The sequence below is a fragment of the Bradyrhizobium sp. Ken64 genome (assembly GCF_055807555.1).
Map to the genome: position 1 here is coordinate 286,680 of NZ_JBVVPA010000002.1, position 14,582 is coordinate 301,261.

14 protein-coding genes are annotated in these 14,582 nt (G+C 63.9%); 6 read left to right on the forward strand and 8 right to left on the reverse strand.

Features of this window, described 5'->3' with window-relative positions; genetic code table 11:
• The first annotated feature begins 26 nt into the window (after positions 1–26).
• On the forward strand, positions 27–1,763 hold the full coding sequence (locus AC0L2F_RS04485) for a bifunctional protein-serine/threonine kinase/phosphatase (protein WP_035973908.1): 1,737 nt from the start codon (positions 27–29) through the stop codon (positions 1,761–1,763).
• 23 nt (positions 1,764–1,786) lie between these two features.
• On the opposite strand, the gene AC0L2F_RS04490 is transcribed toward AC0L2F_RS04485, so the two are convergent.
• Together AC0L2F_RS04490 and AC0L2F_RS04495 are read right to left on the reverse strand one after the other, a co-directional pair.
• Entirely contained in the window at positions 1,787–2,461 is a 675-nt protein-coding gene (locus AC0L2F_RS04490; RefSeq protein ID WP_063993236.1) for an NAD(P)-dependent oxidoreductase, read from the reverse strand.
• Between the two features lie 42 nt (positions 2,462–2,503).
• A complete protein-coding gene (locus tag AC0L2F_RS04495) occupies positions 2,504–3,373 on the reverse strand; it encodes an SDR family oxidoreductase (protein ID WP_007607740.1) in 870 nt (289 codons plus the stop codon).
• Between the two features lie 102 nt (positions 3,374–3,475).
• On the opposite strand from AC0L2F_RS04495, the gene AC0L2F_RS04500 reads away from it, so the two are divergent.
• Entirely contained in the window at positions 3,476–4,369 is an 894-nt protein-coding gene (locus AC0L2F_RS04500; protein WP_473247625.1) for a LysR family transcriptional regulator, read from the forward strand.
• A 30-nt stretch (positions 4,370–4,399) separates the two neighbouring features.
• Here the strand turns inward: AC0L2F_RS04500 and AC0L2F_RS04505 are convergent, their stop codons facing one another.
• Positions 4,400–5,317 (reverse strand): intradiol ring-cleavage dioxygenase, encoded by a 918-nt coding sequence (locus AC0L2F_RS04505; RefSeq protein ID WP_473247626.1) that lies wholly within the window; start codon positions 5,315–5,317, stop codon positions 4,400–4,402.
• A 171-nt stretch (positions 5,318–5,488) separates the two neighbouring features.
• Between AC0L2F_RS04505 and AC0L2F_RS04510 the strand changes: the two genes are divergently transcribed.
• Positions 5,489–6,763, forward strand: a complete 1,275-nt coding sequence (locus AC0L2F_RS04510) for a serine hydrolase domain-containing protein (RefSeq protein ID WP_473247627.1) — start codon at positions 5,489–5,491, stop codon at positions 6,761–6,763.
• Between the two features lie 48 nt (positions 6,764–6,811).
• On the opposite strand, the gene AC0L2F_RS04515 is transcribed toward AC0L2F_RS04510, so the two are convergent.
• The 4 genes from AC0L2F_RS04515 to AC0L2F_RS04530 form a co-directional block, all read right to left on the reverse strand.
• On the reverse strand, positions 6,812–8,131 hold the full coding sequence (locus AC0L2F_RS04515) for a TRAP transporter large permease (protein ID WP_007607727.1): 1,320 nt from the start codon (positions 8,129–8,131) through the stop codon (positions 6,812–6,814).
• On the reverse strand, positions 8,128–8,643 hold the full coding sequence (locus AC0L2F_RS04520; RefSeq protein WP_473247628.1) for a TRAP transporter small permease: 516 nt from the start codon (positions 8,641–8,643) through the stop codon (positions 8,128–8,130). The genes AC0L2F_RS04515 and AC0L2F_RS04520 overlap by 4 nt, the downstream gene beginning before the upstream one ends.
• 84 nt (positions 8,644–8,727) lie before the next feature.
• Positions 8,728–9,726, reverse strand: coding sequence for a TRAP transporter substrate-binding protein (locus AC0L2F_RS04525; RefSeq protein WP_473247629.1), 999 nt, complete (start codon positions 9,724–9,726; stop codon positions 8,728–8,730).
• Between the two features lie 378 nt (positions 9,727–10,104).
• Positions 10,105–10,338, reverse strand: a complete 234-nt coding sequence (locus AC0L2F_RS04530; protein WP_007607722.1) for a hypothetical protein — start codon at positions 10,336–10,338, stop codon at positions 10,105–10,107.
• A 138-nt stretch (positions 10,339–10,476) separates the two neighbouring features.
• Here AC0L2F_RS04530 and AC0L2F_RS04535 point away from each other — a divergent pair, with 138 nt between their 5' ends.
• The 3 genes from AC0L2F_RS04535 (at position 10,477) to AC0L2F_RS04545 (ending at position 13,777) form a co-directional block, all read left to right on the forward strand.
• Positions 10,477–10,821 carry a DUF1236 domain-containing protein gene (locus AC0L2F_RS04535; RefSeq protein ID WP_063993242.1) on the forward strand — a complete coding sequence of 115 codons (345 nt, stop codon included), beginning with the start codon at positions 10,477–10,479 and terminating at the stop codon, positions 10,819–10,821.
• A 348-nt stretch (positions 10,822–11,169) separates the two neighbouring features.
• Positions 11,170–12,627, forward strand: coding sequence for a sensor histidine kinase (locus tag AC0L2F_RS04540; RefSeq protein WP_473247803.1), 1,458 nt, complete (start codon positions 11,170–11,172; stop codon positions 12,625–12,627).
• Positions 12,628–12,640: 13 nt separating this feature from the next.
• A complete protein-coding gene (locus AC0L2F_RS04545) occupies positions 12,641–13,777 on the forward strand; it encodes a mandelate racemase/muconate lactonizing enzyme family protein (RefSeq protein ID WP_473247630.1) in 1,137 nt (378 codons plus the stop codon).
• On the opposite strand, the gene AC0L2F_RS04550 is transcribed toward AC0L2F_RS04545, so the two are convergent.
• The gene (locus tag AC0L2F_RS04550; protein WP_473247631.1) at positions 13,774–14,505 is read right to left on the reverse strand and encodes a cytochrome c biogenesis CcdA family protein; all 732 of its coding nucleotides are present in this window, start codon (positions 14,503–14,505) and stop codon (positions 13,774–13,776) included. The two genes, AC0L2F_RS04545 and AC0L2F_RS04550, sit on opposite strands and share 4 nt — an antisense overlap.
• Between the last annotated feature and the right edge of the window lie 77 nt (positions 14,506–14,582).

Sequence of the window (14,582 nt, forward strand, 5' to 3'; positions counted from 1 at the left end):
CAGGGTGAGGCTCCCCTTTGCCGGTGATGACGATGACCCGCGGACTTCAGATCTCGGTCGGCCAGCATTCCGACAAGGGTCGCAAGCCCATCAACCAGGATTTTCACGGCGTCCTCGTTCCGGACGAGCCGATGCTCAGCCTGAAGGGCATTGCGGCCGTCCTCGCCGACGGCATCTCCAGCAGCACGGTGAGCCAGATCGCCAGCGAGTCGGCGGTCAAGAGCTTCCTGATGGACTATTACTGCACGTCGGAATCCTGGACGGTGAAGACCTCCGCCCGCCGCGTGCTCGACGCGACCAATTCCTGGCTCCACGCGCAGACGCGCAAGAGCCAATATGCCTATGACCGCGACAAGGGTTATGTCTGCACGCTGAGCGCCATGGTCATCAAGGCGACCACCGCGCACATCTTCCACGTCGGCGACTGTCGCGTCTACCGCGTGGCGGGCAAGGCGCTCGAGCAGCTGACCGACGATCACCGGATCATCGTGTCCTCGGAGCAGACTTATCTTGGCCGTGCGCTCGGCATCAATCCACAGCTCGAGATCGACTACCAGAATTTCGAGATCGAGACTGGCGACACGTTCCTGCTGGCGACCGACGGCGCCTATGAATTCGTCGACGCGCGTTTCGTCACCAGCGCGCTCAGCGAGCATGCAGCCGAGCTCGACGGGGCGGCGAAGGCGATCGTCGAGGAAGCCTACCGGCGCGGCAGCGACGACAACATCACGGTCCAGATCCTCCGCATCGATGCGGTGCCACAACGCGAGCCGGCCGGTATCTTCAACCAGACCTCGCAGCTGCCGCTTCCCCCGCTGCCGGAGCCGCGGGCCATCTTCGACGGCTACAGGATCGTCCGCGAAATCCACGCCAGCAGCCGCAGCCATATCTACCTTGCCGTCGACGCGATGACCGAGGAGCCGGTCGCGCTCAAGCTGCCGTCGATCGATTTGCGCGACAATGCCGCATACCTCAAGCGCTTCCTGATGGAGGAGTGGATCGCGCGCCGGATCGACAGCCCGCATGTGCTCAAACCGCTCTCACAGTCGCGCCGGCGCGGTTACCTCTACGTCGCGACCGAATTCGTCGAAGGTCAGACCTTGCGGCAATGGATGACGGACAACCCGCGCCCCGATCTCGAAACCGTCCGCAGACTGGTCGAACAAATCGCCGCGGGCTTGCGCGCCTTCCACCGCATGGAAATGCTGCATCAGGATCTCAGGCCCGACAACATCCTGATCGACAAGACCGGCACCGCGAAGATCATCGACTTCGGATCGGTGAAGGTGGCTGGCGTCGCGGAGGCCGCGCCACAGGACGAGGCCGACGAAATTCTGGGAACGGTCCAGTACACGGCGCCGGAATATTTTCTTGGGCAGGGCGGCTCGCCGCGCTCCGACATGTTTTCACTCGCCGTGATCTGCTACCAGATGCTGACGGGAAAGCTTCCCTACGGCACTCAAATCGCCAGGATCCGGCGCAAGGCGGACGTGCGGAGGCTCAAATACCGCCCGGCCGATGACGACAGCAACGTGCCTGCCTGGGTCGACGGCGCGCTCAGACGTGCGCTCCATCCGGATCCCTACAAGCGGCACGAGGATCTGTCCGAATTCGTCTTCGAGCTTCGCACGCCCAATCCGGCCTATCTCGACACACGGATCACGCCGCTATTGGAGCGCAGCCCGTTGATGTTCTGGAAATTGACCACGGCAGCGCTCGCCTGCGTCGTCTTGGTCCTGCTTGCGATGTTGCACGCGCGCTGATCAGGGGTGTCGCCACGCAAGGGTCACCACGTGATGAGCGGAGAACGATGCAGCCAGGTATCGTTGCGCACCTGATCGAGCACGAATTTCGCAACGTCTTCGCGCGCGATGCTGCCGCCATGGAAGCCTGAAAGATCCGTCAGGGCCCGAACCGAGCCTCGGCCGGACTTGTTATTGAGGATCGAGGGGCGAACCAGGACCCAGTCCAGCCCGCTGTCCCTGACGATCGCTTCCTGCCGGTTCTTGTCGGCGTACACCTTCTTGAGGAGAAGCGGAAAGATCACATTGTCGGCGACAAAGCCGCCGTGCCCTGCACTGTCGCCGGCGCCCATCCCCGTGATGCAAACCAGCCGCGAGACCTGCTCGGCCTTCATCGCGCTCACGAGCGTGCGCGTCGCGGTCGAGAGAAGCGTCACCTCGCGGAACGGGCTTACCGGTGTACCCAGCGCACTGACCACGGCGTCACGGCCTATGAGGGCTTCGCGCAGGGCTGTTTCGTCGCGGGCGTCTCCGGCGATGAGCTTCGCCCCCGTGATGTCACTTGCCTTCCCTGCGGAACGCACCAGCACAGTGACGTCGTAGCCCCGCGCCACCGCCTGGTTGACGATCAGGCGACCGGTGCCACCGGTCGCTCCAAGCACCAATATCTTCGTTGCGCCTCCCGGATTCACCGGAACAGTGGCGATTGAAGAGGTCATGATAGGAGTCCTCGTTGTCGTGATGGGGACGTGCCCATGCCGTCAGGCAGTGGCCGTGATCTCGGAGACGAAGTCGCGATAGGAGCGCAGGGGACGGCCCAGCAGCGCGGTCAGGCGCTCGACGTCGCCTGTCTCGGGGACCATTCCCTCGGTGAGGAAACGCTCGCTCATCAGCCGCATGTCGAAAGCCATCCAGCTCGGCATGAACTGCCGGAGATTCTTCTCGAAGCCGGCGGTATCGTCACCGGGATAGGCGATCGCGCGGCCCAGAACCTCCGACCAGACGGCGGCGGCTTTCGCGCCGGTCAGCGTATCGGGACCGACGAGATTGATGCGCGTGAGCGGAAGCGGTGTTGCGGCGCGCTCACGACGGATGAGCTCGAGGGCCGCGATCTCGCCGATGTCGCGCGCGTCGATCATGGCGAGTCCCCTGCTCCCGATCGGCATCGGATAGATGCCATATCCGGTCACCACGTCCTTGATCGTGAGATCGTTGTTCATAAAATAGGCGGGGCGCAGGATGGTGGCGTTGAAGCCCATCTGCTCGATCATCCGCTCGACGCCGAACTTGCCGGCAAAGTGCGGGACGTTCACGTAGCGATCGCTGTGGATCACCGAGAGGTAGACCACCCGCTCGACGCCGGCGTCGCGGGCGACGTTGAGCGCGATCAGTGCCTGCGTGAATTCATCCGGCACCACTGCGTTGAGCAGGAACAGGGTCGAGACGCCCTTGAATGCGCTACGGATCGAGTCGACGTCGAGCAGGTCGCCCCGCACGACGGTAACGCCTGCCGGGAGGTTTGCCTTGGCAGGATCGCGGGCGAGAGCACGGACATCGGCACCGCGCTTGACGAGCTGTTCGACGACGTGGCGGCCGATGGTGCCGGTTGCGCCGGTAACGAGGATGGTCATGGGGATCACTCCGGGTTGGGTCAGAAGACACAAGGGAAATTAGTGATCCACAAACGAACAGATAGCCGCTATATCTGGACGGACTGTCTCACTGGTGGAACGATGGACCTGCTCGCACTCACTGACTTCAATCTCGTCGCCCGGCACGGCGGGTTCGGACGGGCCGCACGGGCCGCCGGACGCCCGAAAGCCACCCTGTCCCGGCGGGTCGCCGAGCTGGAGGCTGCCCTCGACCTCCGCCTGTTCGAACGGGGAGCGCGCACCCTGAAACTCACGCAGGAAGGGCGCGCCCTTTACGAGCGGACGGGGGCCTTGCTCACCGAGCTTGACGAGACGGCGACAGCGATCGCTTCGGGCGGGGACAGGCCGCGGGGGCGCTTGCGGATCAGCGCGCCTTTGCTGTTCTCGCAGACTGCAATGGGAAACCTCGCGGCGGGGTTCGCGCTCAGATACCCGGAGGTCCGTCTTGACGTCACGACGGAAGATCGCTCCGTCGACATGGTGGAGGAAGGGTATGACCTCGTCATTCGGGTCAATCCCGATCCGGATGACAGCCTTGTCGGACGAATCTTTCTGCGCGATCGGCTGGTGGTGGTGGCGAGCCCAAACCTGGAACGACCGAGGGACGGCATCGCTGTGCCGGCTGTCATGCGCGGCGCGGGCGACCAGCTGACAAGCTGGGAAGTGATGATGCCAGGCGGAAGATCGCGGATCGCGATTGATCCGGTCCTGCGCCTGTCATCGCTCGTCATGGTCCGCGATGCGGTCCGGGCGGGCGTCGGCGCCGCCCGCCTTCCGGTGTCACTGGTCAGTCACGACCTGGCTGCCGGCACGCTGGTGCATTGGGGCGACATCGAGGGACCAGAGATCGCGTTGTGGACGCTCTATCCATCCCGCCGGCTCCTGAGCGCGCGCGTATCCGCCTTCCTCGACTTTATCAAAGAAGCCTTTCCGATGGGGACGCCTGATGAGCTGGCGGCCTTTATCGGGCAATGAGAGACGGCGGGCGCTGCTCGCGCCTGACGGTCAGGCGGGCTCCTCAGCCTTGGTTCCCAGCGGCTTCGGCGCCATGCCGCCGCCGGGCTTGAGGTGGAATTCATAGGTCATCAGGTGCCACTGCCCGTTCGCCTTGGTGCCGTCGGGCATCTCAAGGTCGTTGCGCGGCTCGACCTTGGCGACGAGGTCATCCTTCACGCCGAATACCACGTCGGAATCCAGATATTTGTCGCCATCCATGAAGACGTGGGTAATCAGCGGCTCGTAGCCCTTGGCATTGACCAGGAAGTGCACATGCGCCGGGCGCATCGGGTGGCGGTTGGTCTGCACGATCATCTCGCCGACCGGGCCGTCGGTCGGGATCGGGTAGCTGCATGGCAAGATGGTGCGGAAGAAGAAGCGGCCGTCGCTATCAGTGATGAAGCGCGCCCGCGCCGAGGCGCCGACCACGTCATAGTTCGGCTTCTGCGAGTCGTAGAAGCCGTCATCGTCGGCATGCCAGACGTCGACGGGGACATTCGCGAGCGGCTCGCCCTTGAGATCGGTGACACGGCTCTGCACGAACATCCGTTCGCCGGTTTGATTGTTCGGAGAGATGTCGGTGCCGTGCGCCGTCACCTTGTGCTCGCCGACATAGAACGGCCCGAGCACGGTGGTCTGGGTGGCGCCCTCGCGCTCGCGGTGGTTGACCGCGTCGACCAGCATGGAGACGCCGAGCACGTCGGACAGCAGGATGAATTCCTGCCGGGTGTCCGTGCATTTCTGGCCGGTGCGAGTCAGGAAATCGATGGCGTATTCCCACTCCTCGAAGGTGAGGCCGGTCTTGCTCACGTAATCGTGCAGCGACTTCACCAATTCCTGGAGCAGGAATTTCGCGCGCGGGTCGGGTGTCCGGTCAAAGCTCCGGACGACGGCTTCGGTGAGTTCGGTCTCGTTGAACTGGGTCATGGTGCGTTTGCCTGCGTTTTCTCGTTGGCCCGTTGGGGATCTTTTGGGCTGCTTGGAGGCGTTCCAAGGTGAAGCCTACACCAAACAGCCGGCCGGCGTTAAGCGCGACCGGCTTGGAATGAGACCGCCATATCGGCTATCAACGTCGGACAAAACTGCCCGGAGGAACTGATGCTCGCCCCCACCCCCGCCTCGCCCGAATCCGTTGGCATGTCCAAGGCCGCGCTCGACCGTGTCGATGCGCATCTGAAGAGCCGGTACATCGATGCCGGTCGCTTCCCGGGCACGCATCTCCTGGTCTATCGCCGTGGCAAGATCGCCCACAGCTCGGTGCAGGGTTTTGCCGACCTCGAGCGCAAGCTGCCGGTCAAGGACGACACCATCTACCGCATCTATTCCATGACCAAGCCGCTCACCAGCGTCGCCTTCATGATGCTGGTCGAGCAGGGCCTCGTCGCGATCGATGAACCCGTCGCCAAGTACATTCCGGAATGGAGGGATCTCGGCGTGTTCGTCGCCGGCACCGCACCTTCCTTCCTGACCCGTCCGCCGGCGCGGCCGATGCTGATCGTCGACCTGCTGCGCCACACCTCCGGCCTCACCTACGGCTTCCAGCAGCGCTCGAATGTCGATGCCGCCTACCGCGCCGAAAAGATCGGCGAGGTCGAGAAATCAGGCACGCTCCAGACCATGATCGAGAGCCTTGCGAAAATCCCGCTGGAGTTCTCGCCGGGCGAGGCCTGGAACTACTCCGTCTCGACCGACGTGCTCGGCTACCTCGTCGGCAAGATCTCCGGCATACCCTTCGAGCAGTTCCTGAAACAACGCATCCTCGATCCACTCGGCATGACCGACACTGATTTCCACGTGCCGGCTTCCAAGGCCCACCGGTTCGCCGCCTGTTACTCGGCCGACCCTGGTGGCGGCATGACCTTCCATGCCGGCCAGCGGCGCGAGGGACTGACCCTGCAGGACGATCCAGCCAAGAGCTCGTTCCTGTCGCCGCCGTCCTTGATCTCGGGTGGCGGCGGGCTGTGCTCGACGACGGCCGACTATCTCACCTTCTGCCGTGCGCTGCTCAATGGCGGCGAACTCGGCGGCGTCAGGTTGATCGGGCCGAAGACGCTGGCGCTGATGACGACCAACCACATTCCGGGCGGTCGCTTCCTCCCCGAGGTGTCCCGCTCGCTGTTCTCCGAAGCGACCTATAACGGCATTGGCTTCGGCCTCGGCTTCGCCGTGACCATGCGCCCGGCCGAGACACTGGTCGCCGGCAGCCCCGGTGAATACAATTGGGGCGGCGCGGCCACGACGTCGTTCTGGATCGACCCGGCCGAAGAGCTGATCACCATCTTCATGACGCAGGTGCTGCCGTCGAGCGCCTACCCGCTCCGGCGCGAGCTGCGCAGCATGGTCTACGCCGCGATCACCGAGAGCAATCTCTAGGCAAATGCACTGATCCCGCTGCGTCAGAGCCGCGGGATCACACCCCGCTCATTTCAACATCTCCGGTACGATCAGACGCGGCAGGAACAGCGACACGCTCGGCCAGACGATGACGGCAGCCAGCACGAGCAACATCGGAATCAGCATGATCACCGTGTCCTTCAGGGCATAGCGCAGCCGCACCCCCGCGATCGAGCAGGCGATCATCAAGCACAGGCCATAAGGGGGCGTCACCAACCCGAAGGCCAGCGATATGATGGAGATGATCGCGAACTGGACCGGATGGAGGTCGACTGATTTCGCCAGGGGTTCGAGAACGGTGCCGACGATGATGATCGCCGGAATGGCGTCGAGAAAGCAGCCCACCACCAGAAAGCATAGCGCGATGAAGAAGCCGGCCCCGATCGCGCCCATGCCCCAGGTCGAGACGTTGGCCAGCAGTTCCTGCGGAATCCTGTAGTAAGCCAGCAGCCAGCCGAACGCGCTCGCGGTGCCCACGCAGAACAGCGCGACGCCGGCCAGGCGCCCGGTGTCGAGCAAAGCCTTGTAGAGTTCGCGCGCGCCCGTTTCACGGTAGAAGAACGTCGACAGCGCCACGGAATAAAGCACCGCGACGCAGGCGGATTCGGTCGCGGTGAACCACCCCAGCAGGATGCCGCCGACGATGATGAACGGCGTCAGCAGCGCCGGTATCGAGCGCCAGATGGCGCAGCACATCTCCCTCCAGGTGTCCTTCGGATAGGTCGGATAACCGCGACGCGTCGCGTAGACATGCACGGTCGCCATCTGCGCGCCGGCGATCAGCAATCCCGGCACGATGCCCGCGAGATACATCGCAGCGATCGAGGTGGAGATCAGTCCACCCCACACGATCATCAGGATCGAGGGCGGGATGATGACGGCGAGCACGGCCGAGACCGCGGTGATGGCGATGGAGAACGAGAGGTCGTAACCCTCCTTGGTCTGGGCATCGATGAAGATCTTGGACTGGCTCGCCGCGTCCGCGGTGGAGGAGCCGGAGATGCCGGCAAAGAACACCGACAGCACCACGTTGATCTGCGCCAGCGACCCCGGCCAGTGCCCGACCATCGAGCGGGACAGCGCGACCAGCCGGTCGGTGATGCCGCCGATGCTCATCAGATTGGCGGTGAGCAGGAAGAACGGCACCGCCAGCAGAATGAACGAATTGTAGGCGTTGAAGGTTTCCTGCGCGAGCGTCATCAGCGACAGATGCGGCTCGATCAGCAGGATCGGCACGCAGGCAAGGCCAAGCGCGAAGGCGACCGGCACGCGTATGATGAGCAGGCCAACGAAAGTCCCGAACAGGACCATTGCGGCCTGTCCGGCAGAAAGAACATTGCCGCTCATTGATTTGCCCCAACCAGAATCCGCAACTCGTCGACAATCTGCTCACCGGCGAACACGATCCAGGTCACGCCGGCAACCGGCCAGGCGACGTGGATCAGCCAAAGCGGCAGATCGGCCAGCTCCGAAGTTCTGTTCCAGGCAAAGCGGGTGAACTCGATGCCGGCGGATACGAACACCAGTGCCAGCGCCAGCACGCCGAGCCGCGCAAGAATCCGCACCATGGCTTCGCTTCGGCGTGACAGGTCAGGCCAGACGTCGACTTCAAAATGCTGCGACTCTCTGATGCCGACCATGGCGCCGATCATGATCGTCCAGATGAACATGAACCGCGCCATCTCCTCGGTCCAGATGTAGGACGGAATCAAAGGCGTGTAGCGCGAGATGATCTGCAACGTGACCGGAATGACCAGAAGGCCGACAGAGGCGGCGAGCAGGATTTCCAGCAGTTTTGCATAGGCCGCCGTTGCTCGGCGCCATGGCGACGGGTTCGGTGGCATCGATATTTCGGTCATTACGACTCCGGAGGATCACAATCATGCAATGGGGCAAGCCGTCTGGCTTGCCCCGACGTCCTGTCGCGTGGGCGGCGACAGTTCTCAGACGACGTTGATCTTCTCGAAAATGCCTTCCGCGCCGATTTCCTTGGCGTAGGTGGCCATCACGGGATCGGCGAGCTTCTTCATGGCGTCGCGCTCTTCGAAGGGAACGCGCTTGAGCTTGCCCGCCTTCTCCAGCGTGTCGAGCTTGACGACCTCTTCGCTCGACTCCAGCTGACGACCATAGTCGCCGGCCTCCTTGCCGGCCTTCATGATCGCGTCCTGCAACTCCTTCGGCAGGGTCTTCAGCGTCTTCACCGAGAAGCAGATCGGCCGTATCGACACGGCGTGCTGGGTCAGGTTGAGATGCGGAGCCACTTCGTAGAACTTCATCGCCTCGACGCCGGCCGCCTCGTTCTCCCCGGCCGCTATCACGCCGTTCTGGATCGCGTTGTAGATTTCGTTATAGGCGATCACCGTCGGGCTCATGCCCACGGCCGCAAAGGTCTTCGACCAGATCGGCGCGCCCTGTACGCGCACTTTGAGGCCCTTGAGGTCGGCGACAGTCTTGAGCGGCTTGTTGGCGAAAATGTTGCGGATGCCACCGCCGGAATAGCCGATCAGAACGACCTCGGCCTTGGCCGCAACTTCGTCAGCGATCGGCGCCAGGATATTGGCTTCGACGACCTTGTTCATGTGTTCGATGCCCTTGAACACGAAGGGCGCGTCGATGAACGGGGCCGCCTTGGCGAAGGTCGACATGTGAGCCGGCGAGACGATGCCGTAGTCGACGGCTTTGCCCTGCGACATGTACTCGAAATACTGCTTTTCGAGGCCAAGCGAGGAATTCCTGTGCAGTGTGAAGTTGACGGGCTTGCCGTAATACTTCTTCACCAGCTCTTCGAACCGGAGCAGTGCCCGGTTGAAGGCGTGGTCGTCGTTGAACTGGACCGCGCCGTTCAGCGTGATCGGCGACTGCGCCCGGATGATCGACGGCATGCCGATCGCAGCCGCTGCAGTGGTCGCGCCGAGCCCAGCGAGAAATGACCTTCGCTTCATCGTCTCCCCTCCCTTTTGATGCTCCGGCCCTGTCGCCGGGCCGTGAGCGCAGCCGGTATGCGGCTTGCGAGAGGGAAGCGTATGGAAAACGTCGGCGGGACGGAAGTCATTTCGCGTGCGCGGGAGGTCCTCTTCGTCGCAGGGCCACCCTTTTCGCGAACTGCTGCACTGCAACTTGCGCTCCCGCCGATGCGTGGCAGGCCGAGGGGCGCCCTCCTCCTCTCGGAGCAGACGGCTTGCGGACCTGTGCGCTGCACGCACAGACCCGCTCGCTTCCCACTGCGCTTAATGCAAATGGCCGATCAGATAGATGCCGCCGCCGATCACCAACACGGCCGGAACGGCCCAGAGAATCAGAACTGGCATTTGTCATCCTCCTCAGTTGGACGTGCAGACCTTGACGGTCTTCATGCCGCTTTCAGCCTCGGTGCGCGACTTGTAGATCGTGCCCGATGGGCTGACGACGGTCATGGACGTGTCCGTCGGCTTCTTGTCGACGATCGTGCACTTCTTGGTTTTGACGTCCTGCACGACGTAGAACTCGTCGGCCGCGAACGCCGGCAGGGATATTGCGGCAAGCATCAGTGCTGCAGTTACTATCTTCAACTTCATTTGTCGTCCTCCTCCAGAGCCCGAGCCGTTCAACCCGGTGAGCTATAAACGGGAAAAAGCGGCAATTAGTTCCCAGCGTCGGGAACGCTGTCGGCGATGAGGGGTTGTTGCGGCGCATCTTCAAACGAGGAGAACGAGATGAAGAAGTTGTTCCTGCTTTCCGCCGCGGCGGTCCTGATGTCGACCGGTGCTTTCGCGCAATCGACCGTCGTGACGACGACCGGGACGGGCCACGCGGCGGCCGTTCAGATCGAGCCGCAGTACCGAACCAAGATCAAATCCTACGTCACCGAGCACCGCGTCCGTCCGGTGACGACGAAGGAAAAGATCGTTGTCGGTGCGGCCGTGCCGAGCGACGTCGAACTCGAGGCCGTTCCCGCAGACTGGGGTCCGTCGCTGACCAAGTATCGCTACGTCTACTCCGGCGATCACGTGATGCTCGTCGATCCCGGCTCGCGCACCGTCGTTCAGGAAATTGATTGATCCAGGTGTAAGGGGGCCGCCCTTGAAGGCGGCCGCCCTCTCCGGGAGTTGAAGTGATGAAATCGTATCGAGAGGCCCGGATCGCCGGGCTCAGCCTGGCTGCCGTCTACGCCATGTGCCTGCTGCTGACCGCAATCAGCATGAGCTGAGGGGCAGCCGCGGACTGCGCTGCAAAATCTTGTCCCTGGGCGGCTCGTCCGGACGCGAAAAATTATGGCGCAGCGCAAATCCCGCCCCTATGGTCTCCCAAAATCATAAATCCGGCGCTCCCCTGCGCTGGAACCGGGACGCCCGCGTTTGTCAAAGCTCACTTTGCCGGTCCGGCTCGCTCTTCTGGTCACGGGAACGATGTTGCCGCTGATCGTCTTCGCGGTCGGTATTGCGGTCTACAATTACAAGCAGGACCGCAACGATGCGACCCGCCGCGTGCTGGAGAACGTGCGCAGCATGCGCCTCGTGCTGGATTCCGAGGTGCAGCGGATGACCGGCGGCTTGCAGGTGCTTGCGCTGACGAATTCGCTGCGCAACGACGACTTCCAGAGCTTCCGCCGCATCGCGCTCGGCTTCGTCGACCAGTACGGCAAGGGTGGCCTCGTGCTGATCTCCGATCGCAAGGGCCGGCTGTTGTTTTCCTCTGCGACCGAGGACACCGCGAGCCTGCCGCCCCGCGGTCATCTCGAGATCATCGAGAAGGTGTTTGCGACCAGGTCGCCGCAATATTCCGACCTGTTCACCGGCGCGATCAACGGCCGGCCAGTGCTTACGGTCGAGGTTCCGGTGCTCCGCGACGGCGAAGTGATCTACGACCTCTGCTTCAGTCCGCCGATCAGCATCTTTCAGGACCTGGTCGAAAAGCAGCGGCCCGACCGGGACTGGACGGTTTCCCTGCTCGACACCAAGGCTTTCGTGTTCGCGCGCACGCCGAAACCTACGGAGATCTTCGGCAAACGGGCTACCGGCACGCTGTATGAGAGTATGTTGCGCACGCCGGAAGCCGCACTCTCGACGGTTTCGCTCGACGGTGTTGCGTTGTCCACCGTCTATACGAGGTCGCGGCTGACCGGCTGGACCATCGTGGCCGGCGTCGCCGAGAGCTCGCTGATCGCGCCGCTCTGGCGCAACATCGCGATCACCAGCCTGATCGGGGGCATCCTGCTGCTGACCGGCCTGACCTTCGCGGTCAGGATGGCGACCACGATCGCGCGCGGCGAGATGCTGCACGATCTCCTGATCGACGAGCTCAACCATCGCGTCAAGAACACGCTCGCCTTGATGCAGGCGATCGCGGTGCAGACCTTCCGCAGCGCCAGCCGGGACGAGCGGACGAAATTCGAGGGCCGGCTTGGCGCGCTGGCCGAGGCGCATAATTTGCTGAGCCAGGAGAAATGGGCGGGCTCCGAGCTGCGGGACGTGATCGCCCGCGCGCTACAGCCGTTCCTGCTGAACAATCCAGAGCGCATCCGCATGGCCGGCCCCGCGGTGCCGCTGTCGCCGCGGCTCGCCGTGGTGCTGTCGATGATCGTGCACGAGATCGCCACCAACGCCGCGAAATACGGTGCGCTGTCCAACGAGACCGGCCGGGTGACGCTGGAGTGGGAGGTCCTTGCCGAGGCGCCGAAGCCGCGGCTGCGCCTGATCTGGACCGAGACCGGCGGACCGCCGGTGACGGCGCCGGTGCAGCGCGGCTTCGGCTCGCGCCTGATCGAGCGCAGCGCGCGCGACCAGCTCGGCGGCGAGGCAACGGTCGACTTCCTGCCACGCGGCGTGGTCTGCACGGTGATTTGCGCGCTGGACGAGGCGCGATGAACGGAGGCTGGCAATGAAGATCACAAGGGTTCGCACGCACATTCTCGAAGCGAAGCTGTCGCAGCCCTTCGCCTATTCGCGCGCCTGGTACGACACGCGCACCGCGATGCTCGTCGAGATCGAGACTGACGACGGTCATGTCGGCTGGGGCGAATGCTACGGTCCGGCACGCATGACGGCGGCGGTGGTTCGCAACATCGAACCATGGCTGATCGGCGAGGATCCGTTGCGCACCGACGTGCTGTGGCAGATGGTCTACGCGCGCCTGCGGGATCACGGGCAGAAGGGCGTCGTGATCCAGGGGATGAGCGGTATCGACATCGCGCTATGGGACATCAAGGGCAGGCATTTTGGCGTGCCCGTGCATCAGCTTCTCGGCGGCGCCGCGCGCAAGCAGGTTGCGGCCTATGCGACCGGTCTCTACCGGCGCAAGTCAGGCGATCCGCTGACCTATCTGCCGGAGGAAGCGGCGGGCTATGCCGCCGAAGGATTCTGCGCCGTGAAGCTGAAGGTCGGTTTCGGCATCGCGGAGGATGCCGCAATCACCCGCGCGGTGCGCGAGGCGATCGGCCCCGATGTTGCGCTGATGGTCGATGCGAACCACGCCTACGATTCGGTCGCGGCGATCCGGCTCGGCCGCATGATCGAACGCCATGACATCGGATGGTTCGAGGAGCCGGTGCCGCCGGAGGATGTTGCAGGCTCTCGCGCGGTGCGGTCGGCGCTCTCGATCCCCATCGCAGGCGGCGAATGCGAATTCACCCGCTTCGGCTTCCGCGACCTCTTCGCTTCTCGCGCGATCGACATCGCCCAGCCCGACACCTGCGCGGCAGGTGGTTTGAGTGAATGCAAGAAGATCGCCGACATGAGCGAGGCGTTCGGCATCCGCTACAATCCGCACGTCTGGGGCACCGGCATCGCGATCGCCGCCTCGCTCCAGCTGCTCGCCGTGCTGCCCTCGCACACGCCGACCTCGCTGTCACCGCTCGAACCGATGCTCGAGTTCGACCGCACCGAGCATCCGATCCGGCAGGCGATTTTGAAGGAGCCGATCGAGCACGCGAGGGGCGTCGTGCGGGTGCCCGAGGGGCCGGGCCTCGGGATCGAGATCGACCGCGCCGCGCTGGCGCGTTTTGCGGCGGACGCCTAACCGAACGTCTGCAGCGCCGGAAACGTCTCCAGCAGCCAGATGCTCACATTCGAGACCGCGCCGGTGAGGAATCCAATGCCGGTGATCACCATCAGGACGCCCATGGCGCGCTCGACATTGACGAGATGGCCCTTCATGCGCGCGAACAGGGTTGAAAACTGCTCGATCATGAGGGCGGCGATCAGGAAGGGGATGCCGAGGCCGGCCGAATAGACCGCGAGCAGGCCGGCGCCCTTCGTCACCGTCGCTTCGGCGGCGGCGACCGAGAGGATCGCGGCGAGGATCGGGCCGATGCAGGGCGTCCAGCCAAAGGCAAAGGCGAGCCCCATCACATAAGCACCCCAGAGGCCGACGGGCTTGGGCGCGGTCAAGCGTCCCTCGCGCATCAACAGGCCGATGCGCGTCAGGCCGAGGAAGTGCAGGCCCATGACGATGATGACGATGCCGGCGAGGATCGAGAGTTCGGCCGACCAGGCGCGGATCAGCCCGCCGATCAGCGAGGCGCTGGCGCCGAGCGCCACGAACACCGTGGAGAAGCCGAGCACGAACAGGAGCGCCGACATCATGATCGCGCGTTTGGAGGCTGATGCGGGCTCGTTGCTTTCGACATGCTCGATCGTCGCGCCCGTCAGATAGATCAGGTAGGGCGGAACCAGCGGCAGGACGCAAGGGGAGAGGAAGCTGACAAGGCCGGCAATCAGCGCCGCCGGGATCGAAACATTTTGCATGATGCAGTCGGAGCCATCTCAGGCGCCGGTGCGGCGCGCGGGGAATGCGCGCGGCCCGGAGCCGAACCGGCTCTGGT

Coding starts and splice junctions, on each gene's coding strand:
- AC0L2F_RS04485 (WP_035973908.1), top strand. CDS start 27: ATGACGATGACCCGCGGACTTCAGATCTCGGTCGGCCAGCATTCCGAC.
- AC0L2F_RS04490 (WP_063993236.1), bottom strand. CDS start 2,461: ATGACCTCTTCAATCGCCACTGTTCCGGTGAATCCGGGAGGCGCAACG.
- AC0L2F_RS04495 (WP_007607740.1), bottom strand. CDS start 3,373: ATGACCATCCTCGTTACCGGCGCAACCGGCACCATCGGCCGCCACGTC.
- AC0L2F_RS04500 (WP_473247625.1), top strand. CDS start 3,476: ATGGACCTGCTCGCACTCACTGACTTCAATCTCGTCGCCCGGCACGGC.
- AC0L2F_RS04505 (WP_473247626.1), bottom strand. CDS start 5,317: ATGACCCAGTTCAACGAGACCGAACTCACCGAAGCCGTCGTCCGGAGC.
- AC0L2F_RS04510 (WP_473247627.1), top strand. CDS start 5,489: ATGCTCGCCCCCACCCCCGCCTCGCCCGAATCCGTTGGCATGTCCAAG.
- AC0L2F_RS04515 (WP_007607727.1), bottom strand. CDS start 8,131: ATGAGCGGCAATGTTCTTTCTGCCGGACAGGCCGCAATGGTCCTGTTC.
- AC0L2F_RS04520 (WP_473247628.1), bottom strand. CDS start 8,643: ATGACCGAAATATCGATGCCACCGAACCCGTCGCCATGGCGCCGAGCA.
- AC0L2F_RS04525 (WP_473247629.1), bottom strand. CDS start 9,726: ATGAAGCGAAGGTCATTTCTCGCTGGGCTCGGCGCGACCACTGCAGCG.
- AC0L2F_RS04530 (WP_007607722.1), bottom strand. CDS start 10,338: ATGAAGTTGAAGATAGTAACTGCAGCACTGATGCTTGCCGCAATATCC.
- AC0L2F_RS04535 (WP_063993242.1), top strand. CDS start 10,477: ATGAAGAAGTTGTTCCTGCTTTCCGCCGCGGCGGTCCTGATGTCGACC.
- AC0L2F_RS04540 (WP_473247803.1), top strand. CDS start 11,170: ATGTTGCCGCTGATCGTCTTCGCGGTCGGTATTGCGGTCTACAATTAC.
- AC0L2F_RS04545 (WP_473247630.1), top strand. CDS start 12,641: ATGAAGATCACAAGGGTTCGCACGCACATTCTCGAAGCGAAGCTGTCG.
- AC0L2F_RS04550 (WP_473247631.1), bottom strand. CDS start 14,505: ATGCAAAATGTTTCGATCCCGGCGGCGCTGATTGCCGGCCTTGTCAGC.